Source organism: Yoonia sp. KMU-150 (genome assembly GCF_056858355.1).
Map to the genome: position 1 here is coordinate 1,228,117 of NZ_JBXEQF010000001.1, position 24,164 is coordinate 1,252,280.

Here is a 24,164-nt window from a genome sequence, read left to right on the forward strand (position 1 = left end):
CCCCAAATAAAATCAATCAATCTATGCGGTAGGGTAGCACGTCGCGCACATCCGGGTCTATGCGCAGGTTCCGTTCCAGTGGCGGCACCGCGCGCTGATGACAGTTTTTCCGCTCGCAGATGCGGCAGGAAATCCCGATCGGTTCGTACGTCTCGGGGGCCGCGATGTTCATGTGGTCGGCATAGACGAGGGCACCGGCATGGGCGACCTCGCAGCCCAGACCGATGGCATAGCGGCGCATTGGGGCAAGATAGGAACCGCCGGTCTTGCTGACGTCGCGGGCCAGGCAGAAGTAGCGTGCGCCGTCTGGCGTTTCGGCAAGCTGACGCAGGAATTGACCCGGTGTCTCGAACGCCCGGTGCACGTTCCACAGCGGGCAGGCCCCGCCGTAGCGGGCGAACTGCAGTGACGTGGCCGAGTGTCGCTTGGTGATGGTTCCCGCCTGATCGACGCGGACAAAGAAAAACGGCACACCCTTCGCACCGGGGCGCTGCAGCGTCGACAGCCGGTGTGCGACCTGTTCCAGCGATACGTCGAAGCGCGTGGCGAGTTGTTCCAGATCGTGCCGCGTATCCTGCGTGGCCTGACGGAAAGCGGCATAGGGCATCAGGGCGGCCCCGGCGAAATAGTTGGCCAGGCCGATTTTGGCGATGTCGCGTGCGGCCCCGGACTGGAACCGTGCCAGATCGAGCGTCGCTTCCAGCAGGTCGTTCCGGGTGAGAAGCGCCACCTGATGCAGCAGCTGAAAACTGCGGGTCGCCAGCGACAGATCGCCCGAGATCGTGAGGCAGCGGGTCGCGGCGTCATAGTGGCGCTGGTGGTCACAGGCACCGATCCGCAATGTGACGCCACGCTTTTCGAGCGCCGCGATGGCCTTTTGCAGCACGGGTGTCCCGGGCGTGCCTCGGGTCGCGAAATGCTCGGCGTCCCGGTCCACGGCGTCGATGTAGTTGTCGCAATAATGAAAGAAGTCGCGCACCTCCTCCCACGGGCTGGGGGCAGGGCGGCTGTCGTCGCGACCCAGCGCCTCGTTCAACGACGCAAGCCTTTCGTGGGTCTGTTGATAGCTGCGATGCAGGTCGAGAAGGGCGCGCGCCAGCGTCGGCGCGTTTGCCGCGGCAAGGCGCAAATCTGAAAGGGCAGGGGCAGGGCCGGTGAACACGGGATCGGCAAGCGCCTCGCGCATGTCGCTCACAAGGCGGGCCTCGTCTGCCGACTCCAGCTCGCTGACGTCGAACCCGAACTCCTCGGCAAGGCCGACCAGCACGGCGGTGCTGACGGGGCGGTTGTTGTTCTCCATCTGGTTGAGATAGGGCAGCGACAGGCCAAGCCGGGTGGCGAACGCTTTTTGCGTCAGGCCGGCCCGGCCGCGCAACTCGCGCAGCTTGGCCCCGGCGAACAGCTTCTGTTTTTTCATGACGGGCCCCTTTGCTGGCTTTGCAATAGGGCCTGCGAAGGCTGCAAATCAAGCCGTGACGTGTCTTTCACGCCGGATCACGAACATGATGGCCCCGAGCGATGCAAGGCTGGTCAGGAACATGATGATCTGCAGGGGAATCGCACCGTAGGCCGGATCGAGGAAGGCACCGGCCAGCGCGGAAAGTGCGGCACCGCCGCCGATCATGATCGCACCGCTTAGACCGCTTGCGGTGCCTGCCAGGTGCGGGCGCACCGACAGGGTGCCCGCCATGACGTTGGGCAGGATCAGCCCGTTGCCGATACCAAGAAACGTGCAGAAGCCGAAGAACAGCAGGGCAGAGTTGAAACCGGCCAGCGCCAGCAGCAGTCCCATGCCCATGCCCGCGCTGATGATGATCGACCCGATCAATGCCATCCGGTTGATCCCGACCCGGACCGAGTAGCGACCGGAAAAGAAATTGCCTGTGGCATAGCCGATGGCCGGAACGCCCAGGGTGATGCCGGTCCAGAGCGGGGACAGCCCGAACACAGTGCCCGCCACGAAGGACGAGCCGCCCAGAAACGCAAAGAACGCGCCGGAGGCGAAGGCAGAGGACAGCGAGTAGCCCCAGAACCGGGGCGAGCGGAGCAGCTCGGGATATCCCTTGATCTGGTCGGCAAAGGACACGCCGCCCTTGGCGACCGTTTCACCCTGATCGTTGAAACACAAAAGCCAGACACCCGCCCCGGCCAGCGCGAGCAACACAAAGGTTGCGCGCCAGTCGAAAAGCTGGTCCGCCAGCCCGCCGATCATCGGGCCGAACATCGGCACGAGCGCCATGCCCATCGTGACGTAGCCGATCATCGACGCGGCCTGATCCTGCGGCACCATATCGCGCACGATGGCGCGGCTGAGCACGATACCCGCGGCGACGACAGCCTGGCACATGCGAAAGAACAGGAACGCCTCGACAGAGGTCGAAAACAGGGCTCCGATCGTGGCGATGACAAAGATCGCCAGCGACGTCAGAACCACCCGTCTGCGTCCGAACCGGTCCGCGATGGGCCCGATAAAGAGCTGCAGGCCCGCCGTCGCGAAGAGGTATCCCGAAATCGACAACTGCATGATGCTGTAGGACGTGTCGAAGTAATCGGCCATCCGGTTCAGGGACGGCACGAAGATCGACATGGTCAGCGCGGAGATCCCCGCCAGCAGGATCAATGTCGCGATATGGGGCGGGGTCGTGCGGTCCAGAAACCGGACCAGAGGGGCAGTTGTCATAGGATATAGCTAGGCCGGGACAGACGGGGTGTCCATGGGCAAGGATGCCGTAGCGATCCTTGGTTTGCAGTTTTGCAAATCGACGCCATGGATCGCGGCTCGCTTTGCAAAATTCGTGTTTTCTGTCCGCCTTGATCTGCTAGGATCGACCGCGTCACCGTCAGGTCAGGAGCCACGCCCCAATGTCCATTCTGCAAGAGCTTGAAGACCGCCGCGCCGTCGCCCGTCTGGGCGGGGGAGAGACGCGGATCGCCGCACAGCACGCCAAGGGCAAACTGACCGCGCGCGAGCGGATCGAACTTTTGCTCGACGACGAGAGCTTCGAGGAATTCGATATGTTCGTGGCGCACCGCTGCACCGATTTCGGCATGGACAGGCAGCGTCCTCCGGGCGACGGCGTCGTGACCGGCTGGGGCACGATCAACGGGCGCATGGTCTATGTCTACAGTCAGGATTTCACCGTCTTCGGCGGGTCGCTGTCGGAAACCCATGCCCAGAAGATCTGCAAGATCATGGATATGGCGATGCAGAATGGCGCACCCGTGATCGGGCTGAACGACAGTGGCGGTGCACGCATTCAGGAAGGGGTCGCCTCGCTAGCGGGCTACGCCGAGGTGTTTCAGCGCAACGTCATGGCATCCGGCGTGGTGCCGCAGATCAGCGTCATCATGGGGCCATGCGCGGGCGGGGCCGTCTATAGCCCTGCAATGACCGATTTCATATTCATGGTGAAGGACACGTCCTACATGTTCGTGACCGGCCCCGACGTGGTCAAGACCGTCACGAACGAGGTGGTGACGGCGGAAGAACTGGGCGGGGCGACGACGCACACCCGCAAGTCCTCAGTCGCGGACGCGGCATTCGAAAACGATGTCGAGGCGCTGATCGAGGTGCGGCGTCTGGTCGATCTGCTGCCGCTCAACAACCGCCAGAAACCGCCGGTGCGACCGTTCTTCGACGACGTCAATCGGATCGAACACAGCCTGGACACGCTGATCCCTGACAACGCCAACACGCCCTACGACATGAAGGAACTTATCTTCAAACTGGCGGACGAGGGTGATTTCTTCGAAATTCAGGAGGATTTCGCCAAGAATATCCTGACCGGGTTCATCCGGCTCGAAGGGTCCACCGTCGGCGTCGTCGCCAATCAGCCGATGGTGCTGGCGGGCTGTCTGGACATCGACAGCAGCCGCAAGGCCGCGCGGTTTGTCCGGTTCTGCGATGCCTTCGAAATTCCGATCCTGACGCTTGTCGACGTGCCCGGGTTCCTGCCCGGCACGTCACAGGAATTCGGCGGTGTCATCAAGCACGGCGCGAAACTGCTGTTCGCCTATGGCGAGGCGACGGTGCCGAAGGTCACGGTCATCACCCGCAAGGCCTATGGCGGGGCCTATGACGTGATGTCGTCCAAGCACCTGCGCGGCGATTTCAACTATGCCTGGCCCACGGCGGAAATCGCGGTGATGGGCGCCAAGGGCGCGACCGAGATCATCCACCGCGCCGATCTTGGCGACGCCGAGAAAATCGCAGCCCACACCAAGGACTACGAGGATCGTTTCGCAAATCCCTTCGTCGCCGCCGAAAAGGGGTTCATCGACGAGGTGATCATGCCCCATTCCACCCGTAAACGGGTGTGCCGCGCATTCGCGTCGCTGCGCGGCAAGCAGTTGCAGAACCCGTGGAAAAAGCACGATAATATTCCGCTGTAAGGAGACGCTCATGGCTGATCAGGCATTTCGTATTTCCCATGTCGGCGATGCCCCGTTCGAGGGGCAGGGCCTGCGCGCCTTTTTCGAATACCGCCAGATGGGGATCGACGCTGCAACCGGTGGCGACTTCAACGCCCATGTGATCCGCGCCGTGCCGGGCCGCGAAAGTGAAGGCGCGTGGCATTCCCACGCGCTCGATTTTCAGCTTGTCTATGTGACGAAGGGCTGGGTCGTGTTCGAATACGCAGGCGAGGGCGAACATATCCTGCGCGAAGGGTCCTGCGTGCTGCAACCCTCCGGGATCGTCCACCGCGAGGTGCGCCATTCCGACGATATGGAACTGATCGAAATCACCAGCCCGGCGATCTTTGAAACCCGCCCGGAGACCGCACCGGAATGAGGGTCGCTCACGCCCTGACTTTGGTGCTGGCCACGACCGGCCCAGCCGCAGCCCAGGAAGTCGCCGTGCCCTCCGGCAAGGCAATGGTCCTGTTCGAAGTCGTGCTGGAGGAGGAGCCTGCAAGGATGGCGCGGTTCCGGTTCCTCGCACCCGAGATCAAGGGCGGGCTGGTCACATTTGCCGAACTCGTCGACGATATCGACTACCTGTGTGCCGATGTCGTCGTGCCCGCGCTTGCCGCGAACGGCTGGACCGACGGCAATGTCGTGATCTCCCTGTCCGAGGCCGAGGTGCCGTTCGGTGAACCGGCCCCCGACATCACCCAGTATTTCCAACCCTACGCCGTCCAGGACGGCGTCTGCACATGGGAGCCGTTCTGATGGGACGCGCATCACTGCCCGACATGGAAAAGCACCGCGGCTTCCCCGGCCGGCTGCCCGGAACGGATTTCCAGTTCACTATCCGGCGGCCGCACAAGGATGGCGCGACGCCCCTTGTCGCGCGCGAACGCTATCCCGACCGGAAACCCGCCGACAGGCGGGCCGACGCGGGCTTCATGCAGGCGCTCTGGGATCATTTCGGGACCGAACCCTTCGTGCGCGGCAACCTTGATGCCGGGCGGCTGGGCTGGCTTCTGGGGCGGGAGGTGGTCCCTGTCGGGGATGACTTCGATCCGGCGGATTACGAGGCCCTGCTGCGTATCGACGCGGACCGCATGCGCGTCTCTTTCCCCGAAATCACTGGCGACGGCGCATGATGGCTGTCGGCGGAAAACTGCTTCGACGCGGCGCGAATTGGCGGGAAATGGCGCATTCCGGCGCGGTCGCAAGGTTTGTCTTTGCGGCGCGCGAAAACGCGGTGACAGTCGAACGTGCAACCGGGCGTCCCCAACACGCCTTGGTTGCGAACGTTCGAAACCGTTACCCTTCCCCTGACCGGTACGGCCCTCCCCGGGCCGTGCCGGTCTTTTCGTCTGGCCGGTCGCCTGCGCCGTATTCCGCCGCGCGGCGCGGTATTTTGGTAAGGTTTTCCCCCGTTATTGGATATCAACCCAACATTAGGCTTGATGTTCACAAGCAGAATGATGATTCTGCCCACACATTCACTTCGACAGAAAAAGGCAGAAAAATATGCTTAAAGTATCTACCGTTCTCGCAGCAGTTTCCTTTGTCGGTCTCTCGGCCTGTGCCGGGATCGACACCGATGGTGAGCGTGCACTGGTTGGCGCAGGCATCGGCTGCGTGGCTGGCGAAACGCTGGGCCGTGGCGGTCAGTGCGTCGAAGGCGCGCTTGCTGGCGGTCTTGCCGGTGCGCTCGTCAACGACGTCACCGGTCGCTAAAACCTACCGGCTCTCGCCGGTACAATTCCAACGCCGTCGGGGTCTTGCTCCGGCGGCGTTTTTGCGTGCAAAGGACCGTATCTGATGTTCAAGAAAATCCTGATCGCCAACCGGGGCGAAATCGCGTGCCGTGTGATCAAGACGGCCCGCAAGATGGGCATCGCGACCGTGGCGATCTATTCGGATGCAGACCGCAACGCGCTGCACGTCCAGATGGCGGACGAGGCGGTGCATATCGGCCCGGCCCCAGCCAACCAGTCCTATATCGTGATCGACAAGGTCATGGATGCGATCCGGCAAACCGGAGCAGAGGCGGTGCACCCCGGTTACGGCTTCCTGTCCGAGAACGCCAAATTCGCCGAGGCACTGGAGGCCGAGGGCGTCGCTTTCATCGGTCCGCCCAAAGGCGCGATCGAGGCGATGGGCGACAAGATCACCTCCAAGAAGCTGGCGCAGGAGGCGGATGTCTCGACCGTGCCGGGTTACATGGGCCTGATCGCGGATGCGGACGAGGCGGTGAAAATCTCGGGCGAAATCGGCTATCCGGTGATGATCAAGGCAAGTGCCGGCGGCGGCGGCAAGGGTATGCGCATCGCCTGGAACGACGCAGAGGCGCGCGAGGGGTTCCAGTCCTCCAAGAACGAGGCCGCCAGCAGTTTTGGCGATGACCGCATCTTTATTGAGAAATTCGTGACGCAGCCGCGCCATATCGAAATTCAGGTGCTGTGCGACAGCCACGGCAACGCCGTCTATCTGCACGAACGCGAATGCTCGATCCAGCGCCGGAACCAGAAGGTGATCGAGGAAGCGCCGTCGCCGTTTCTGGACGAAGCGACGCGCAAGGCCATGGGTGAACAGGCCGTGGCTCTCGCTCAGGCGGTGGACTATGCCAGTGCCGGCACCGTCGAGTTTATCGTCGATGGCGACCGGAACTTCTATTTCCTGGAAATGAATACACGTTTGCAGGTCGAACACCCGGTCACGGAACTCATCACAGGTATCGATCTGGTCGAACAGATGATCCGCGTGGCCTATGGTGAAAAACTGCCCTTCAAACAGGACGATCTGAAAATCCACGGCTGGGCGATGGAAAGCCGCCTATATGCCGAAGACCCCTATCGCGGCTTTCTGCCCTCCATCGGGCGTCTGACCCGCTATCGCCCCCCGCAAGAGGGCCATTGGGCCGATCACTGCGTGCGCAACGACACTGGCGTCTACGAGGGCGGCGAGATCAGCATGTATTACGACCCGATGATCGCCAAGCTGTGTACATGGGCGCCCGACCGTGCCACCGCGATCGAGGAAATGCGACTTGCGCTTGATACGTTCGAGGTCGAGGGCATCGGTCACAACATCCCGTTCCTGTCGGCGGTCTATGACCATCCGAAGTTCACCTCCGGCAACATGACCACGGCCTTCATCGAAGAGGAGTATCCCGACGGTTTTGCTGGCGTCACCCTGCCGGAGCGGGACCTGATCCGCATCGCCGCCGCCGTCGCGGCCATGCACCGTGTCGCCGAAATCCGCCGCACCCGCGTGTCGGGCCGGATGGACAACCACGAACGCAAGGTCGGCGCCGAATGGGTGGTGACGTTGCAGGACACGGCGTTTTCGACCTTCATCGCCGCCGACCCCGATGGTGCGACCGTGGCCATCGGCGACGAAACCCTGCGCGTGGAAAGCGACTGGACACCGGGGCAGCCGCTGGCGCGCCTCACGGTCGATGGCACGCCGCTGGTGCTCAAGGTCGGCAAGATCCCCGGCGGGTTCCGCGTGCGCTATCGCGGTGCGGATATGCCCGTGCACATCCACACGCCGCGTCAGGCGGAACTGGCCAAACTGATGCCGGTCAAGGTGGCGGCCGATACGTCCAAACTGCTGCTCTGCCCGATGCCTGGCCTGATCGTCACCGTGAACGTCGTCGAAGGCGACGAAGTGCAGGAGGGACAGGCACTGTGTACCGTAGAGGCCATGAAGATGGAGAATATCCTGCGGGCCGAGCGCAAGGGCGTGGTGACGAAGATCAACGCGGCGGCGGGCGACAGCCTCGCCGTCGACGACGTTATCATGGAATTCGAATGAGACAGCCCACCGCCACAGCCACGAACGACCGGCGCGCGCGCTATCCGTTGCCCAGCCGCCGGTCGCTGATTTCCTGCTGGCGCAGCGGCATCTTGTCGATGGACCGCGAAATCTCCCGCACGCTCCAAGGTGCGGGCTTGCGGAACGCGACACGCCCGTCCTTGCCCAGCAGCGCCAACATGAACCCGCGCGGGCGCAATTCCAGCCGCAGGTCGCTGGGGGTTTCCGGATCGGTGTCGGTGATGACGATCACGTCGCGCTCTTCCAGCCGGTCGATCTCCGACAGAATCATCGCCATCTGCTGCTGGAATTGCGGGTCCTGCGGTGATTGGCCGAAAACCACGAGCGGGCGGGCCTGCCAGATCAGGTCGTCCAGCACCACGTCGGCGGCATTGAAGATCGTCGCATGCTCCTCCTGCCACTGGCCCAGCACGTCGATGTCCTCGGCCGATGCGGGGGCTGCAAGAAACGAAAGGGCGGCGACGCCCGCTGTCAAAAATCTTTTCATGCTACATGATATAGGCGGGTCGCACGCAAAAGCTAAGCCTTCGGTGCGGCAAAACCTCACTTCCCCGTCACTTCCCGCACCCACGCACCCCAACCACGGAGACGGACATGGCATCTAAAGACACCTGGGCCGAAATCGCCGCAAGGGAATTGCGCGGCAAATCGGTGGACAGCCTGACCTGGGACACGCTCGAAGGGATCCCCGTCAAACCGCTCTATACCGCAGACGACACGGCCGATCTGCCGCATATCGGCGGCATTCCTGGCGCGGCCCCCTATACGCGCGGCGTGAAGGCCACGATGTACGCAGGCCGCCCTTGGACGATCCGCCAATATGCGGGTTTTTCCACTGCAGAAGAATCCAACGCCTTCTACCGCGCGGCCCTCGCGGGCGGACAGCAGGGCGTCTCCGTCGCCTTCGATCTGGCGACGCACCGGGGCTATGACAGCGATCACGCGCGGGTAGAGGGCGACGTGGGCAAGGCGGGCGTCGCCATCGACAGCGTCGAGGACATGAAGATCCTGTTCGACGGCATCCCGCTGGATAAAGTCAGCGTTTCCATGACGATGAACGGCGCGGTGATTCCGATTCTGGCCAATTTCATCGTCGCAGGGGAAGAGCAGGGGCACGACGTCTCGGTCCTGTCAGGCACGATCCAGAACGACATCCTCAAGGAATTCATGGTGCGCAACACCTATGTCTATCCGCCCGAACCGTCGATGCGTATCATCGCGGACATCATCGCCTATACGTCCGATAACATGCCGAAATTCAACAGTATTTCGATCTCCGGCTACCATATGCAGGAGGCAGGCGCGAACCTGGTGCAGGAGCTTGCCTTCACCATCGCGGACGGTCGCGAATATGTCCGCACGGCGATCAAGGCGGGTATGGATGTCGATAAATTTGCCCCCCGCCTGTCGTTCTTCTTCGCCATCGGCATGAACTTTTTCATGGAGGCCGCGAAACTGCGTGCCGCGCGCCTGCTCTGGTCGCGCGTCATGGCGGAATTCGAACCGAAGAACGAAAAATCCTCCATGCTGCGCACCCATTGCCAGACCTCCGGCGTGTCGTTGCAGGAACAGGACCCTTACAACAATGTCATCCGCACGGCCTACGAGGCGATGTCCGCCGTGCTCGGTGGCACGCAGTCGCTGCACACCAACGCGCTGGACGAGGCGATCGCCCTGCCTACAGATTTCTCCAGCCGTATCGCGCGCAATACCCAACTGATATTGCAGGAAGAAACCGGCATCACCAACGTCGTCGATCCATTGGCGGGGTCCTACTACGTCGAAAGCCTGACGCACGAGTTGGCCGAGAAGGCATGGGCGCTGATCGAGGAGGTGGAGGAGATGGGCGGCATGACCAAGGCCGTCGCGTCGGGCATGCCGAAACTGCGGATCGAGGAAACCGCCGCCACGCGGCAGGCGATGATCGACCGCGGCACGGAAGTCATCGTCGGCGTCAACAAATACCGCAAGGACCGCGAAGACCCCATCGACATCCGAGATATCGACAACGCGGGCGTGCGCAAGGCGCAGATCGCGCGGATCGAACGCACGAAGGCGGAGCGCGATCAGGCGGCCTGTGACGCGGCCCTTTCAGAGATCACGCGCCGGGCCAACGAAGGCGGCAATCTGCTGGAGGCGGCGGTCGACGCCGCCCGCGCCCGCGCCACCGTAGGAGAGATCAGCATGGCGATGGAAAAGGCCTTCGGGAGGCACCGGGCGGAGGTGAAGACATTGGCAGGTGTCTACGGCGCGGCTTACGAAGGCGACGCAGGCTTTGTCGCGATCCAGAAATCGGTGGAGGCGTTTGCCGAGGAAGAGGGCCGCAGGCCCCGCATGCTCGTCGTGAAGATGGGGCAGGACGGTCATGACCGCGGTGCAAAGGTGATCGCCACCGCTTTCGCCGATATCGGTTTCGACGTCGATGTCGGCCCGCTGTTCCAGACCCCGGAGGAGGCTGCGCAGGACGCTGTCGACAACGATGTTCACGTCATAGGCATTTCCTCTCAGGCGGCGGGCCACAAGACATTGGCCCCGAAGCTGGTCACGGCGCTGAAGGATGCTGGTGCAGAGGACATCCTCGTGATCTGTGGCGGGGTCATACCGCAGCAGGATTACCAATTCCTTTACGACAACGGCGTGAAGGCGATTTTCGGACCCGGCACCAATATCCCTGCGGCGGCAGAGGATATTTTGCGCCTTATCCGTGAAACCCGCACCTGATGCTGGCTTTCGATCACATCGCCATCGGCTGCGAGACCCTCGCCGACGGCGTTGTCTGGACCGAGGAGCGACTCGGCGTCACTCTCGCGCCGGGCGGGGATCACGTGCATTTCGGCACGCACAACAGGCTGCTGGGAATGGGTGACGTCTATCTCGAAGTCATTGCGCGCAATCCGGCCGCAGTTCCGACCGGGCGACCGACATGGTTCGGTTTAGACAATTTCAGCGGCCCGCCGCGCCTTGCGAACTGGATCTGCCGTACCGACGATCTGATGCTTGCTCCTGACATCACCGGCCCGCCTGTCAGCCTGTCGCGCGGCGATCTGCGCTGGCAGCTGACGGTGCCTGACGACGGCAGCCTGCCGATGCAGGGCGGTTATCCGTCGCTGCTGCAATGGGCACCGGGAATCACCCCGCCCAGCGCCCGGCTTCCCGACAGCGTGTGCCGCCTGCAAAGCTGGATCGTTTCGCACCCACGGGCCGATTGGCTGCGCGACAACGTGCCGATTGACGATCCGCGCGTCAGGTTCGAAACCGGCGATCCGGGCTTCATCGCCGTGATCCAAACGCCTGGCGGCACTGTCACGCTATGACCGTCCGCCTTGCGACCGCGATGGATATTCCCGCGCTGCTGGCGTTGATCAACCCGATCGTGCGCGACACCACAGTGACCTTCACCGATGTTGAAAAAACACAAGACGATATCGGGGCGATGATCACCGGTGACGCCCCGGTTCTGGTCTTTGACGACGCCGGCACGGTGCTGGGCTACACCACGTATTTCCCGTTTCGCGCTGGTCCCGGCTATGCCCGTACGGTGGAGTATTCCATCGCCGTTACCGCCGCCGCACAGGGCAAGGGGGTCGGGCGGGCGCTGCTGGGACGGATTGCCGATCACGCCCGTGACGCGGGTAAAACCACGCTGATCGCCGCGATCAGCGCCGAGAATAGGCAGGGTCTCGCGTTCCACGACCGAATGGGCTTTGCCCGCACCGGACTGTTGCCGGGCGTGGGTTACAAGTTCGGACGCGACATAGATTTGGTGATCGCGCAAAAACGGCTCTGACATCCGCGGCGCGGTTTGCTAAACTCAACCCATGTCGATCTGGACCCGCATCTCCGACGCGCTATCCGCCCTCGCCGCCGGTGAAGGGCTGTCTTCGGTGTTCGACAAGCTGCGCGCAAAACCCGATATGTCGGTCGCCTTCACCATCGCGGTGATCGCGCTGGGCGCGAAAATGGCCAAGGCCGATGGCCAGGTCACCCGTGATGAGGTGACCGCCTTCCGCGAGGTGTTCCACATCGCGCCCGAGGACGAGGCGCAGGCGGCGCGCGTTTTCAACCTGGCCCGTCAAGACGTGGCAGGGTTTGAGGAATATGCACGCAGAATCAAGCGGATGTACGGCGAAGATGATGCGCCTTTGTGCGACTTGATGGAGGGGCTTTTCCACATCGCGCTGGCCGACGGCGTCTATCACCCGCGCGAGAACGATTTCCTGCGCGAGGTGGCCGATGCCTTCGGTTTCGACGAGCGGCGGTTCGTGCGAATCCGGTCGCAATTCGTGCGCGATGCCGAGCGCGATCCATACGACGTGCTGGGCGTCGACGCCGACGCGCCGATGGATCAGGTCCGCGCGGCCTGGCGGAAGCTGGTGCGCGAAACGCATCCCGATCAGCTGAAAGCGCGCGGCGTGCCGGAGGAAGCGGTCAAGCTGGCACAAACCCGCCTGATCGCGGTGAACCGCGCGTGGGAGCAGATCACCCAGGAACGGCAGAGCGAAACTGCATGAGGATCGCCACGTACAACGTTGAATGGTTCAACAATTTATTCGATGACAACGGCGACCTGAAAGAAGATGACGGCTGGTCCGGCCGCTGGAATGTGAGCCGTGCGCAGCAGATCGCGGCGCTGGGTCATGTGTTCCGCGCGATGGATGCCGATGTGGTGATGATCATCGAAGCGCCGGACACGAGCCGCCACCGCGATGGCACGACGGCGCTGGAGCGTTTCGCCGCGCGTTTTGGCCTGCGGACCAGCGCGGTGGTGATGGGGTTTACCAACGACACGCAGCAGGAAATCGCGCTTCTTTATGATCCCGACGTGGTGCAGGCGCGGCATGATCCAGTCGGCGATCTGGATGGTGACAGCCCCGCGCCGCGGTTCGACTACGAATTGCAGATGGATATCGACGTCGACGCGCGCCCCGACATCATCCGCTGGTCCAAGCCGCCGCTGGAGGTGGCGCTGACGAAGGGCGACGCCGCGCTGCGTCTGATCGGCGTACATGCGAAATCCAAGGCCCCGCACGGCGCGCGGGACGATCCCGAGGCCAGCCGCATTTCGATCCAGAACCGGCGCAAGCAACTGGCGCAGTGCATCTGGTTGCGCCAGCGGGTGAACCAGCATCTGGACCAGGGCGACGACCTGATCGTGCTGGGCGATTTCAATGACGGGCCAGGGCTGGACGAATACGAAAAGCTGTTCGGCCGGTCGGGGGTGGAGATCGTGCTGGGCGAGGGGGATGCTGTGCCGCTTTACGATCCACACGCGCAACTGGCGCTCGGGCAGCGTGTGGGTGCAATCGTCTCTACCGCCCGGTTCAAGAAACGCGACGGACCGTATCTGCAGGCGCTATTGGACTACGTGATGGTGTCGCCCGGTCTGCGCGCGCGCAATCCGCGCTGGCAAATCTGGCATCCGTTCGATCACCCGGACTGTTACGAGGACCTACCGCTGCGCAATGCGCTGCTGGCTGCGTCGGATCATTTCCCTGTCACGCTCGACCTCGATCTGTGATTTGGAAAGCGGCGCGGATTGGGCTATATTGTCATCATGAAACATTTCGCCGCTTTGACCGTGGCGCTGTGTCTGGCGATCAGCCCGGTGCAAGCGCAGACCGAAGAAACCGAAGAGGGCCTCGACCTCATGGAGGAAGGGGCCAAACTGCTGCTGCGCGGCCTGATGGCGGAGATGGAGCCGGGGATGGACGAATTCCGCTCCATGATGGAGGAATTCGGCCCACAGATCGCCGCGATGCTGACAGAGCTTGGTCCGCGGCTGGAAATGCTGCTGGAGATCGTCGATGATTTCGACAACTACGGCAACCCCGAGATGCTGCCGAACGGCGACATCATCATTCGCCGTGATCCGAATGCGCCCCTGCCGGAATTGCCCGAAGGTGAGGAAATCGAACTTTAGGTCAAGACCGCGTGTCAGCCCTTGAAACGGACGGTGCCGGTGGCATCCAATGCCGACACCAGTGCGTTGAAGCGTGATTCCGCGACTTCGCCGAACAATGGCCGGGCGTGTTCGGTCAGCGTCAACGTCAATTCGCGGGCCTTGGGTTTCCATTTCAAAGACCCCGGCGCCTCGTCCGGTGACAGCCAAAGCATTGCGCCCAGGCGCATGGCGCGGCCCAGGATTTCCGCCTCCTTGCGTTGATCGTCGTCGAGCATATCGAGCAGCGTATCGAACCGCCCGCCGCCGGGTTTGGACGTATAGCGATACATCAGCGCCAGCCCGAGCAGCACACGCTCGTAGTGTTTCAACCCGCCTAGATTGGCGCGGGTGGCGTTGTCGAAGGTGACCTCGGCGCGGTAGTCGGGGTGTGCGCGCCAACTGACGTCATGCAGCAGTGTGGCGGCCTTGATGATCCGTTTGCGTTGCCAGTTGGCGCGGGGAAACAGCGGCAGGACAAAATCGTAGAGGATGCGGCCGAAGCCGGGCAGGCGGGCATCCTTGCTTTCGGCGAAGCGGCACGCCTCGACCAGGGGGTCGCGTTCGCGCAATTCGCGCGGCATCTGTTCAAAGAGCATCCCTTCGCGGATGCCGTAGGAGGAGATCGCGATATCCTTGGGCTTGAACACGCGGACCAGTCGTTTAAGCACCTCGATCGCCAGCGGCACCAGCGACATCCGGCTGTCGGAAATGCCGCAGCGCCCACGTAACTCCTGCAGGTCGTTTTTCGCGATATAGTCCGCTGTCGCGGTGACCTGTCGGGCGGTCATGCGGTATTCGTGCAGCACGGTGAGCGGGTAGCCGCGCCGCTCCATATCCACACGCGCGATGGCCCGCCAGGAGCCGCCGACGAGGAAGAGACGCATTCCGGTCTCGTTGCCCATGTCGTCATGCAGGCCGAGCATGATGTCCTTGATGTGGGATTTCAGCGCCTTCTTGCCGCCAGGCACCTCGCGCAGTTTCAACGGACCCAGGGGCGAGGTCACGCGCCGCCCGACGCGGCCCTCTGCCAGATCGGCGAGTTCCATCGAAGAGCCGCCGATGTCGCAGACCAGCCCGTAGGACCCGGGCCAGCCCAGCAGCACACCCTGTGCGGACAGGCGCGCCTCTTCCTTGCCGTCGATCACCCAGAGCTTTATGCCGGTTTCGCGCAGGATTTCGGCGCGGAAATCCTTGCCGTCCGACGCCTCGCGCACGGCGGCGGTGGCGACGGCCGTGATCGGGCTGATGCCCATGCCGTCGGCCAATGCGGCAAAGCGTTTGATCGCCGATACCGCACGCACGCGGCCTTCGGGGTTCAGGTGGCCGGTCTGGGACAGGCCCGCGCCCAAGGCGCACATGACCTTTTCGTTGTAGAAATAGGCGGGCGAGCGCGCGGCCCCGTCGAACACCACCAGACGGACGGAGTTCGAGCCCACGTCGAGCACACCGACACGGCCAAGACCCATAGCGGCGGCATCCTCGAACAGGGGTCTGCCGAAGCCGCCCCAGTCGATCGTGTCGTCTGTCGCAGTGTCTTGCGTTTGCATGGCAGCCTCGTTCATCCCCGGTGCGACCATGTGGTCTGCCGTGGGCCGCTGTCAATCGTCGGTGTGGGTTAGGCGCGGCACATCGGACGCCCCGGCAGAGCCGCGCCCCGACAGCGACGGGTTTTCCATGAAAAACCGGTGGCAGTTGAAGGCGAATTCACCTTCGGGCGGTAGATCGCGGGTGAAGGTGCCGCGCCCGTCCATGACCCAGCTTTGCGCTACGTCATGCAGGTTGGCCGCCATGATCTGCCCGGTGATCTGCGCCTTGACGGTGTTGTTGGTGATCTCGATCAGGGTTTCGACGCGGCGGTTGAGGTTCCGGCTCATCCAGTCGGCGGACGACATGAACACTCGGGCCTTCTTGCTGGGCAATTCGTGGCCGTTGCCGAAACAGACAAGGCGCGAGTGTTCGAGGAACCGCCCGACGATGGATTTCACGCGGATGTTTTCCGACAGCCCCACGACACCTGGGCGCAGACCGCAGATGCCGCGGATCACAAGGCTGATCTGTACGCCCGCCTGGCTGGCGGCATAGAGCGAGTCGATCACGTCCTTTTCGATGAGCGAGTTCATCTTGGCCCAGATCGTCGCGGGTTTGCCGGCCTGCGCTAGTTTGGTCTCGTTCTCGATCATCTCGATTAGGGAGGATTTCAGGTCGATGGGCGAGATGGCGAGGTTGCTGAGGTCATCGGGTTGGGCGTAGCCGGATAGGTAGTTGAACACCTTGGTGGCGTCGCGGCCCAGCTGCGTGTTGCAGGTGAACAGGCTGACATCGGTGTAGATGCGCGCGGTGATCGGGTGGTAATTGCCGGTGCCGAAATGCGTGTAGGTCGCCAGCTTGTCGCCCTCGCGCCGGACCACGGTGCTGATCTTAGCGTGGGTCTTGTAGTTCAGGAAGCCGTAGACCACATGCGCGCCCGCCCGCTCCAGACGGCGCGACTGGCGGATATTGGCGGCCTCGTCGAACCGCGCCTTGAGTTCGACAAAGGCGGTGACGGATTTGCCGTCCTCCGCCGCCTCGCAAAGCGCGTCGACGATGGGTGAGTTGCGGGAGGTGCGGTAAAGCGTCTGCTTGATTGCCACGACATCAGGGTCGCGCGCGGCCTGCGCCAGAAACCGCACCACCATGTCGAAGGTCTCGTAGGGGTGGTGCAACAGCATGTCCTTCTGCCGGATCGCGGCGAACATATCGCCGTCATGGTCCTGTACCCGTTCGGGCACGCGCGGGCTGAACGGCGGCCAGAGCAGGTCCTGCCGTTCGTCCACCACAAGCTCCTTGAGGTCGGCGATGCCGATCATGCCGTCGACCTCGACCACCTCGTCTTCGGTGACGTGCAGCTCTCCCATGATCAGCGATTTGAGCGCGGGTGGCGCGTTGTCCGACAGTTTCAGGCGCACGACCTCGCCCCGGCGGCGGCGTTTCAGGGCGGTCTCGAATTCACGCACGAGGTCTTCGGCCTCGTCCTCGACCTCAAGATCGCTGTCGCGCAAGACCTTGAAGGCGCAATGCCCTTTGATCCGGTAGCCGGGGAACAGGCGGCTGACGTGGAGCAGCAACAGTTCCTCCAGCGGCAGAAAGCGGTGGCCGGTTTCGGACGGCAGACGGATGAAACGGTCGATCTGTGCAGGCACCGGCAGCAGGGCGCGTAGCGCACGTTTGTCGCTGGCGCGTTCCAGTTGCAGCGCCAGCGCGAAGCCTTCGTTCGGCAGGAACGGGAAGGGGTGCGCCGGGTCGATGGCCAGCGGCGACAGGACCGGAAAAACCTGATCGAGGAACATATCGTCCAGAAAGCTCTTGTCGGCGTCCGTCAGATCGTCGCGGACCAGAAGGTGCATATCGGCGGCAGCCAGATCGGAGGTCAATGCACGGAATACGTCCTGTTGCCGGGCCATCAAGGCGCGGGCATGTACGTCGATCAGCGCCAGTTGTTCGGCAGGCGTGCGCCCGTCGAGACCCGGCGTCGTGTTGCCCGCGTGGGCCAGCTCGCGCAGGCCCGCTACACGCACCGTGTAGAATTCATCGAGGTTCGTGGCCGAGATCGAGAGGAACCGCAGCCGTTCGAGCAGCGGCACACGGGCATTTTCAGCCTCTTCCAGCACGCGGTCGTTGAAGCCCAACCAACTGAGTTCGCGGTTCACGAAACGGTCGGCGGTGGTCAGGTCCACATCGTCGAGCGTGATCGGCGCGGGAAACGGGCTTTCAAGGAAATCGGCTGTCATCATCATGGTTTACCGTGTGCTTGGTTGCGGTTTTGTGACACGTCCGCAGGTCCATGCTTATCCGTCATCCGCCCCTGTGTTGTCCAGCAGACCGGCGGCCATGCGCTGCGAAACCGGTTTACGGCTTTCAAGCGCCGCGCGGTCTAGCATGTCGACGACCCGCGCGGCAGCGGCAAACGAACGTTCGATCCGTCGCGCGAGGTAGGGGACAAGGTCCGGCGGCGGTGTGATCTGGCGGTCGCTGAACAGCTTGAGGATCAGCACGGTCAGCAGCGCATCGTCCGGGTCCGCGATATGGGCGACCATGCTGGCCTGCATCCGGCTGGCCAGATCGGGCAGGGCGATGTCCCAGCGGGTCGGGGGCGTTCGCGCCGTCATCAGCAGCGGCTGGCCGGTGTTGCGCTGATGGTTGTGCAGGTGGAACATCGCGGTCTCGGACCGTTCGGGCAGGCGGTCCACGTCCTCCACGATCACGGCACCCTCGGGCGGTGGCGCCTCGGTGAGGTCGGCCGCCGCGATCAGATATGCCCCGGTCCTGTTCTGGAATATACGCGCAAGGTGGCTTTTGCCGCTGCCTGCCGGACCCGTCAGCACCAGTTTCCCGTCGGGCCAGTCGACCGGCAGCGTCAGACTGTCGTAGGCGGCGCGGTTGGCATCGGAGACAAAGAAATCATCGGCCCCCAGCGCCACGCCCGACGGCCAGTCAAAGGCAAGTTGTCGCGCCATGGTCAGTCTTTGTCCGTCAGACCGCGATAAAGCAGGCTTTGCTTGTATTGGCCGGTGGCAAACCTCACCAGCACGCCGATCACCGCGGCGACCGGAACGGCGACAAGCATGCCGACAAACCCGAAAAGCGCGCCGAAGACGGACAAGGCAAGCAACAGCCAGACCGGATGCAGCCCGACCGAATTTCCGACCAGCCGGGGGGTGATGATATTGCCCTCCAGAAACTGGCCCGAGGCAAAGATGGCGACGACAGCGATGATCCAGGTCCATTCGCCCCAGAATTGGAACAGGGCCAGACCGATGGCCAGCGCCCCGCCGATCAGCGCGCCCACATAAGGGATGAACGTGATCAGACCCGCGATGAATCCGACGACCAGACCGAAATTCAGCCCGACGGCCATCAGTCCGACGGCATAGTATGTTCCCATGATCAGACAGACGGTGCCTTGCCCGCGAATGAAGGATGCCAGTGTCTTGTCGATGTCCTGTGCGATTACCCGGATCGTGGGGGCATGGTCACGCGGCAGCAACTCGTCGATGCGGGCGGTCATGTTGTCCCAGTCGAGCAGCAGGTAAAACGCGACGACCGGCACGACCACCAGCAGGACCAGCACGTTGATCAGCCCCAACGCGGAGGTCAGCAATCCTTCGATCAGCGCGCCCCCCTTCGCCTCGATCGCCTCGCCCACGCGGGCAAGCTGCTGATAGACCGTGCTGCTTTGGTCGAGCGCGGACGGGTAATGCTCGGACAGAAACTCGCGCAGACGCTCCGGCATGTCCGGTGCCGCGGCGATCAGCGCGGATGTCTGGGTCACCAGTGTCGGGATCACCAGCAAGAACATCAGCACGAAGATCAGGATCGCGACGAGGGAGATGACGGCGACAGAGACGGTCCTGCTCAGCCCCAGCGCCTCCAGCCGGTCGGCGATCGGGTCGAGGCAGTAGGCGATCGCCCCGCCCAGCACGAACGGCAGGATCACATCGCCCAGAAACCAGAGCATAAAAAACACGACAAGTGCCGCGATGCCCCAGTATTTTGCCTGTTGAGAAACGGAATACGCCATTGTCAGATACCCCTGCACACGTCAGCTACACATGCCAAACGGGCGGGTGGGGCGCAAGGCTCGTGCGGCGGTATCCTGCGCGGCGGCACGGGCGGCGGCCCCTCTTGCCACGCTTCGCCATGCGCCCTAAACCAAGCGAAACCTGTGCGATCCGCCCCTGATGCGGCCCCGCCCGAACCGAAAGTCCGTCCCATGCGCCTGAGCCGTTATTTTCTGCCCGTTCTGAAGGAAGTGCCTCGCGAGGCGCAGATCGTGTCGCACCGCTACATGTTGCAGGCGGGCATGATCAAACAGGCCAGCGCCGGTATCTATTCCTGGCTGCCGCTGGGCTACAAGGTTCTCAAGAAGATCGAGACCATCGTGCACGAGGAACAGGCGCGCGCCGGGCATCATGCGATGCTGATGCCCACGATCCAGTCCGCGGATCTTTGGCGCGAAAGCGGGCGTTACGACGCCTATGGCGAAGAGATGCTGCGCATCAAGGATCGCGGCGGGCGCGACATGCTCTATACCCCCACGGCGGAGGAGCTGATCACCGATATTTTCCGCGCCAACGTCACGTCCTACAAGGACCTGCCGCTGACCATGTATCAGATCCAGTGGAAGTTCCGTGACGAGGTGCGCCCGCGCTTCGGGGTCATGCGGGGCCGGGAATTCTACATGAAGGACGGCTACAACTTCGATCTGACCAAGGAAGACGCGCTGCACGCCTACAACCGCCATCTGGTGAGCTACCTGCGCACCTACGAGCGGATGGGGCTGACGGCGATCCCGATGCGGGCCGACAGTGGCCCCATCGGCGGCGACGACACGCACGAATTTCTGGTGCTGGCGGAAACCGGCGAGTCGGAGGTGTTCTATGACAGCGCCGTGACCGATCTGAAGTTGGGTAATCGCGACATCGACTATGACGATCACGCGGCCTGTGCCGCGGTGATGGAGGAGTTCACCAGCAAATACGCCCGCACCGACGAAACGCACGACGCGGCCTTGTTCGATCAGGTGCCCGAAGAGCGCCGCCGCACCGCCCGCGGGATCGAGGTGGGGCAGATATTTTATTTCGGTACGAAGTATTCCGACGCGCTGGGCGCTTTGGTCGACGATGGCGAAGGCGGCAAAAAGGCGGTGCACATGGGGTCCCACGGGATCGGCGTGTCGCGCCTGCTGGGCGCGATTATCGAGGCGAGCCACGACGACAAGGGCATCATCTGGCCCGAGGGGGTCACGCCCTTCCATGTCGGTATTCTGAACATGCGGACCGGTGATGACGCCTGCGACGCGGCTTGTGCGGACCTTTACAAACAATTCACCGCCGCCGGGCTGGACCCGCTCTACGATGACCGCGACGAGCGGGCCGGCGCCAAGTTCGCGACGATGGACATGATCGGCCTGCCGTGGCGGATTACCGTCGGGCCGCGCGGGATCAAGAACGGGGTGGTCGAGGTCACGTCGCGCCGCACCGGCGAGAGCGAAGAGATGCCCGCCGCCGATGCGATCACGAAGATCAAGGGCATCTACGCCAACCTGTGACCGGTCGCCGGATGCGCTTTGTGGTGCAACCGGCGGATCAGCCACTCGGCAAAGCCGATGCAGGCCAGCCAGGACCCGATGAAGGCAAGGTCCGACAGCAGGCCCATGGGCGGTTGCCCGGTGATCAGGAAGATCGGTAGAAAAACGATGGATACCAGCGTCGCGCCCATTCCGATGGCATAGGAGCGGATCATCCAGTCGCGGTGGCGCGGGAATTCCCGTGCGCGGATCGCGGCCATGGCGATGGCGAGGGCAACGCCGAGCGCGACTCCGAACAGCAACCGGGCTGTGCTGACCAGCGCCGAAGCGCCGTCCGGGAAATGCCACAGCAGGCTAAGGGAACTGAACGCCAGCCCTGCGCCTGCCAGCACGAAAACGCGGCCCAGCACTCGGTGTAGGCGTCCGAACCTGTTTGCCATGGCACGGTAGAACTGCAGCGGTCCGATCACGCCGAACAGGACACCGCCGACCACATGCAGGAAATGGCTGTAGGGTGCCGTTGCAAGGCGGGCGCTTTCGGGGGGTAGTGCGCCCAACGGGATCTGCACCGCCTGCACAAGCGCCAGCATGATCGTCAGGCCGCTGAGAAAATAGAGGGCGGCGGGCACGGCTATTCTGTTCACAGAACGTCGTTCCATGTTGAAATTCCTTGTGTTTATTTCGGTTTAAGGCTCGTAAGTGAAGACGTCTTCCAGTGGCTTTCCGAATACTTCCGCGATCTGGAAAGCCAGTTCGAGGGTCGGCGAATAGCGCGCGTTTTCGATCGCGATGATCGTCTGGCGCGTGACGCCGACCCTTTCGGCCAGTGCCTTTTGCGTCATTTCATCCGCGTCGAAGCGGCAGCGCCTGATCTGATTGGTGACCTTCAGCTTTGCCATGGATCAGAGGCCCAGCCGATAGACGGCGATGCGGTAGAAATCCGACGAGAACGCCCCCAGCGCCATACCGATCAGGATGGTGTTCAGCGCGGCCAGACCGGACCAGCCCCAGGCCAATATGGCAATCGCCACAAGGAACGCGGTGCTGATGACGAACAGGGTGATCTGCGCGCCGCGCCGGCTAAGCGCCGTGTCGCGTTCGTCGGTGATGAACTCCGGTTTCGGCGTGCCGGTCACGATGGCATAGAGGATCTGGAACGCCAACATGACGACGATGGTCACGCCGATCCCGCCCCCGATCAGCCAGATCACATCCCAGGCCCAGACGGACAGGCCATCGACGGCGGAATAGATACCGTCCGCCGTCTGCCGCCAGATCGGTCTGCCGAAGATGACAAAGGTGATGACGCCCGAAATGATGGCGGCCCAGGCGTTGCGCTCTTCGTACTCCATAGCGGGTTTCCTTTCGAATCGCGTGTCGTGTTTGCTATACTTAGTGTAAGATATATAATACTATGTGTTAAGTAAACTTAACACATTCATTGAAGTGTTTCCCGGTATATTCAGCCGAATGCAACACTGCGCCCTCCGCAGACGCGACCGCGGGGCGCGTGCTTTCCCCGAATCTGCCGATCTGCTAATCACCGTCAAAACAACGAGACGAGCAGGTCTTCGAGATGTTGAAAACAATTGCCTTGGCTGGCGGGCTTTGCGGTGCGGCTGTCCTGTCGCAATACCCCGAGTTCGCCCAGCAATACACGCAGCGACTGGCCGGTCAGGTCGACGCGCTGTCGGATGTCGTGGCCGACTTCGACAATTCCGCGCTGGAGGCGGGGCTGACCCGCGGGCAGGCGCTGGAAGAGATGACCGGCACCGCATTTCTGGACGCCCGCGCACGCGACATGCGCCGCACCTTTGCCCGGCACACCGTCCTGTCCGATCATCTGGAGGCCCTGCGCGCAGCGTCCCCGATGCAGCGGATGCTGATGCCGCACCGGCTGGCCGATACGGAGACCTTCACGAACACCTGGTCCGATTTCGTCCCGGCGATACCGCTCAGCACGGCGGGTATGGCGGCGGGTGCGGCAGGTTTCGGCGGCGGATGGCTCGGGCTGTTGGCGCTGCTCGGCCTGTTGAAACTGCCGTTCCGGCGCGGTGATGCACCGACTCGCGTGGCCACATCTCCACGCGCGGACCGTTTTGAGCCGCAACTGCGGCGGCCCGCCCAGGTGGACCCTGCGCGCCCGCAACCGCGATTGATGGGAGAGACGAGACGATGAAAGCCCTGATCACATGGGGCGGCTGGGACGGCCACGCGCCCGAACAGGTCGCCGGAATTTTCCGCGATATCGTGACGGGCGCGGGCGGTACCTCGGATGTGACCGACAGCACCGCCTGTTTCGACGATCCCGACAAGCTGAAAACTTATGACGTCATCATCCCGGTCTGGACGATGTCCGACATCAGCCGCGAGGCTGCCACCAACGTGTCCGAGGCGGTGGCCCACGGCACCGGTCTCGCCGGGTGCCACGGCGGCATGTGCGATGCGTTCCGCAATGTCCCGCTGTGGCAGTTCATGACGGGGGGCAACTGGGTGGCCCACCCCGGCGGCGACGGGGTGAGACACCGCGTGACTATTACGTCGGATGATCCACTGGTTACGGGATTGCCGGATTTCGACGTGGAGACGGAGCAATACTATCTGCACACCGACCCCGCGAACACGGTGCTGGCCACGACCCGCACCGACGTCGTGACATGGTATCACAGCCCCAACGGCGCGGTTGATATGCCCGTTGTCTGGACACGCAGTTGGGGCCTTGGTCGGGTGTATTACAACGCCCTCGGCCACCAGCCCGACGTGATCGACCACGGCCCCGCGCACGAGATGCTGCGCCGTGGGGTGATCTGGGCGGCGGAGGGCAAGGCCGAGGCGCAGGGCCGTTCGCTTGCCGCGTTGCAGACGCCGGGCAATCACTGGTAACGGATCGCCGGTATTATCTTGCCCGAAATACTCCCGCCG

At 63.1% G+C, this 24,164-nt stretch carries 25 protein-coding genes; 15 read left to right on the forward strand and 10 right to left on the reverse strand.

Features of this window, described 5'->3' with window-relative positions:
- Window positions 1-16: 16 nt before the first annotated feature.
- Both AC04PH_RS05930 and AC04PH_RS05935 read right to left on the reverse strand, forming a co-directional pair.
- Window positions 17-1,417: a helix-turn-helix domain-containing protein gene (locus AC04PH_RS05930; protein WP_483064819.1), complete on the reverse strand. Its 1,401-nt coding sequence runs from the start codon at window positions 1,415-1,417 to the stop codon at window positions 17-19.
- 48 nt (window positions 1,418-1,465) lie between these two features.
- A complete protein-coding gene (locus tag AC04PH_RS05935; protein WP_483064820.1) occupies window positions 1,466-2,680 on the reverse strand; it encodes a multidrug effflux MFS transporter in 1,215 nt (404 codons plus the stop codon).
- 182 nt (window positions 2,681-2,862) lie between these two features.
- Between AC04PH_RS05935 and AC04PH_RS05940 the strand changes: the two genes are divergently transcribed.
- The 6 genes from AC04PH_RS05940 (at window position 2,863) to AC04PH_RS05965 (ending at window position 8,214) form a co-directional block, all read left to right on the forward strand.
- Window positions 2,863-4,392 carry an acyl-CoA carboxylase subunit beta gene (locus tag AC04PH_RS05940; RefSeq protein WP_483064821.1) on the forward strand — a complete coding sequence of 510 codons (1,530 nt, stop codon included), beginning with the start codon at window positions 2,863-2,865 and terminating at the stop codon, window positions 4,390-4,392.
- A 10-nt stretch (window positions 4,393-4,402) separates the two neighbouring features.
- Window positions 4,403-4,792 carry a cupin domain-containing protein gene (locus tag AC04PH_RS05945; RefSeq protein WP_483064822.1) on the forward strand — a complete coding sequence of 130 codons (390 nt, stop codon included), beginning with the start codon at window positions 4,403-4,405 and terminating at the stop codon, window positions 4,790-4,792.
- Window positions 4,789-5,172: a DUF6497 family protein gene (locus tag AC04PH_RS05950; protein WP_483064823.1), complete on the forward strand. Its 384-nt coding sequence runs from the start codon at window positions 4,789-4,791 to the stop codon at window positions 5,170-5,172. Before AC04PH_RS05945 ends, AC04PH_RS05950 begins: the two co-directional genes overlap by 4 nt.
- 23 nt (window positions 5,173-5,195) lie before the next feature.
- On the forward strand, window positions 5,196-5,549 hold the full coding sequence (locus AC04PH_RS05955) for a hypothetical protein (RefSeq protein ID WP_483066157.1): 354 nt from the start codon (window positions 5,196-5,198) through the stop codon (window positions 5,547-5,549).
- A gap of 373 nt (window positions 5,550-5,922) precedes the next feature.
- The gene (locus AC04PH_RS05960) at window positions 5,923-6,132 is read left to right on the forward strand and encodes a hypothetical protein (protein WP_483064824.1); all 210 of its coding nucleotides are present in this window, start codon (window positions 5,923-5,925) and stop codon (window positions 6,130-6,132) included.
- An 84-nt stretch (window positions 6,133-6,216) separates the two neighbouring features.
- A complete protein-coding gene (locus AC04PH_RS05965; RefSeq protein ID WP_483064825.1) occupies window positions 6,217-8,214 on the forward strand; it encodes an acetyl-CoA carboxylase biotin carboxylase subunit in 1,998 nt (665 codons plus the stop codon).
- A 40-nt stretch (window positions 8,215-8,254) separates the two neighbouring features.
- Here the strand turns inward: AC04PH_RS05965 and AC04PH_RS05970 are convergent, their stop codons facing one another.
- Complete coding sequence (locus tag AC04PH_RS05970) at window positions 8,255-8,722, reverse strand: DUF4174 domain-containing protein (protein WP_483064826.1); 468 nt, start codon at window positions 8,720-8,722, stop codon at window positions 8,255-8,257.
- 107 nt (window positions 8,723-8,829) lie between these two features.
- On the opposite strand from AC04PH_RS05970, the gene scpA reads away from it, so the two are divergent.
- The 6 genes from scpA to AC04PH_RS06000 are packed head-to-tail and all read left to right on the forward strand — an operon-like array spanning window position 8,830 to window position 14,155.
- Window positions 8,830-10,956, forward strand: coding sequence for a methylmalonyl-CoA mutase (scpA, locus tag AC04PH_RS05975; RefSeq protein WP_483064827.1), 2,127 nt, complete (start codon window positions 8,830-8,832; stop codon window positions 10,954-10,956).
- Window positions 10,956-11,549 carry a VOC family protein gene (locus tag AC04PH_RS05980; protein ID WP_483064828.1) on the forward strand — a complete coding sequence of 198 codons (594 nt, stop codon included), beginning with the start codon at window positions 10,956-10,958 and terminating at the stop codon, window positions 11,547-11,549. The genes scpA and AC04PH_RS05980 overlap by 1 nt, the downstream gene beginning before the upstream one ends.
- Window positions 11,546-12,022 carry a GNAT family N-acetyltransferase gene (locus AC04PH_RS05985; RefSeq protein ID WP_483064829.1) on the forward strand — a complete coding sequence of 159 codons (477 nt, stop codon included), beginning with the start codon at window positions 11,546-11,548 and terminating at the stop codon, window positions 12,020-12,022. Before AC04PH_RS05980 ends, AC04PH_RS05985 begins: the two co-directional genes overlap by 4 nt.
- 31 nt (window positions 12,023-12,053) lie before the next feature.
- Window positions 12,054-12,746 carry a TerB family tellurite resistance protein gene (locus AC04PH_RS05990; RefSeq protein ID WP_483064830.1) on the forward strand — a complete coding sequence of 231 codons (693 nt, stop codon included), beginning with the start codon at window positions 12,054-12,056 and terminating at the stop codon, window positions 12,744-12,746.
- Entirely contained in the window at window positions 12,743-13,753 is a 1,011-nt protein-coding gene (locus tag AC04PH_RS05995) for an endonuclease/exonuclease/phosphatase family protein (protein ID WP_483064831.1), read from the forward strand. The genes AC04PH_RS05990 and AC04PH_RS05995 overlap by 4 nt, the downstream gene beginning before the upstream one ends.
- Before the next feature lie 18 nt (window positions 13,754-13,771).
- Window positions 13,772-14,155: a hypothetical protein gene (locus AC04PH_RS06000; RefSeq protein ID WP_483064832.1), complete on the forward strand. Its 384-nt coding sequence runs from the start codon at window positions 13,772-13,774 to the stop codon at window positions 14,153-14,155.
- 14 nt (window positions 14,156-14,169) lie between these two features.
- Here AC04PH_RS06000 and AC04PH_RS06005 read toward each other — a convergent pair whose 3' ends face one another.
- From AC04PH_RS06005 to AC04PH_RS06020, 4 genes are read right to left on the reverse strand one after another with little or no spacing between them, the layout of a single operon-like run.
- Window positions 14,170-15,723, reverse strand: coding sequence for a Ppx/GppA family phosphatase (locus AC04PH_RS06005; protein ID WP_483064833.1), 1,554 nt, complete (start codon window positions 15,721-15,723; stop codon window positions 14,170-14,172).
- Window positions 15,724-15,774: 51 nt separating this feature from the next.
- Window positions 15,775-17,946 carry an RNA degradosome polyphosphate kinase gene (locus tag AC04PH_RS06010; protein ID WP_483066158.1) on the reverse strand — a complete coding sequence of 724 codons (2,172 nt, stop codon included), beginning with the start codon at window positions 17,944-17,946 and terminating at the stop codon, window positions 15,775-15,777.
- 54 nt (window positions 17,947-18,000) lie between these two features.
- The gene (locus tag AC04PH_RS06015; protein WP_483064834.1) at window positions 18,001-18,669 is read right to left on the reverse strand and encodes a P-loop NTPase family protein; all 669 of its coding nucleotides are present in this window, start codon (window positions 18,667-18,669) and stop codon (window positions 18,001-18,003) included.
- Window positions 18,670-18,671: 2 nt separating this feature from the next.
- Window positions 18,672-19,733 carry an AI-2E family transporter gene (locus tag AC04PH_RS06020; RefSeq protein ID WP_483064835.1) on the reverse strand — a complete coding sequence of 354 codons (1,062 nt, stop codon included), beginning with the start codon at window positions 19,731-19,733 and terminating at the stop codon, window positions 18,672-18,674.
- 192 nt (window positions 19,734-19,925) lie between these two features.
- On the opposite strand from AC04PH_RS06020, the gene proS reads away from it, so the two are divergent.
- Window positions 19,926-21,263: a proline--tRNA ligase gene (proS, locus tag AC04PH_RS06025; protein WP_483064836.1), complete on the forward strand. Its 1,338-nt coding sequence runs from the start codon at window positions 19,926-19,928 to the stop codon at window positions 21,261-21,263.
- On the opposite strand, the gene AC04PH_RS06030 is transcribed toward proS, so the two are convergent.
- From AC04PH_RS06030 to AC04PH_RS06040, 3 genes are read right to left on the reverse strand one after another with little or no spacing between them, the layout of a single operon-like run.
- A complete protein-coding gene (locus AC04PH_RS06030; RefSeq protein WP_483064837.1) occupies window positions 21,248-21,901 on the reverse strand; it encodes a DUF2306 domain-containing protein in 654 nt (217 codons plus the stop codon). The two genes, proS and AC04PH_RS06030, sit on opposite strands and share 16 nt — an antisense overlap.
- A 27-nt stretch (window positions 21,902-21,928) precedes the next feature.
- Window positions 21,929-22,141, reverse strand: coding sequence for a helix-turn-helix transcriptional regulator (locus AC04PH_RS06035; protein WP_483064838.1), 213 nt, complete (start codon window positions 22,139-22,141; stop codon window positions 21,929-21,931).
- 3 nt (window positions 22,142-22,144) lie between these two features.
- A complete protein-coding gene (locus AC04PH_RS06040; protein WP_483064839.1) occupies window positions 22,145-22,594 on the reverse strand; it encodes a hypothetical protein in 450 nt (149 codons plus the stop codon).
- 224 nt (window positions 22,595-22,818) lie between these two features.
- Here AC04PH_RS06040 and AC04PH_RS06045 point away from each other — a divergent pair, with 224 nt between their 5' ends.
- Complete coding sequence (locus AC04PH_RS06045; protein WP_483064840.1) at window positions 22,819-23,421, forward strand: DUF2937 family protein; 603 nt, start codon at window positions 22,819-22,821, stop codon at window positions 23,419-23,421.
- A complete protein-coding gene (locus tag AC04PH_RS06050; protein ID WP_483064841.1) occupies window positions 23,418-24,125 on the forward strand; it encodes a ThuA domain-containing protein in 708 nt (235 codons plus the stop codon). The genes AC04PH_RS06045 and AC04PH_RS06050 overlap by 4 nt, the downstream gene beginning before the upstream one ends.
- Window positions 24,126-24,164: the final 39 nt, after the last annotated feature.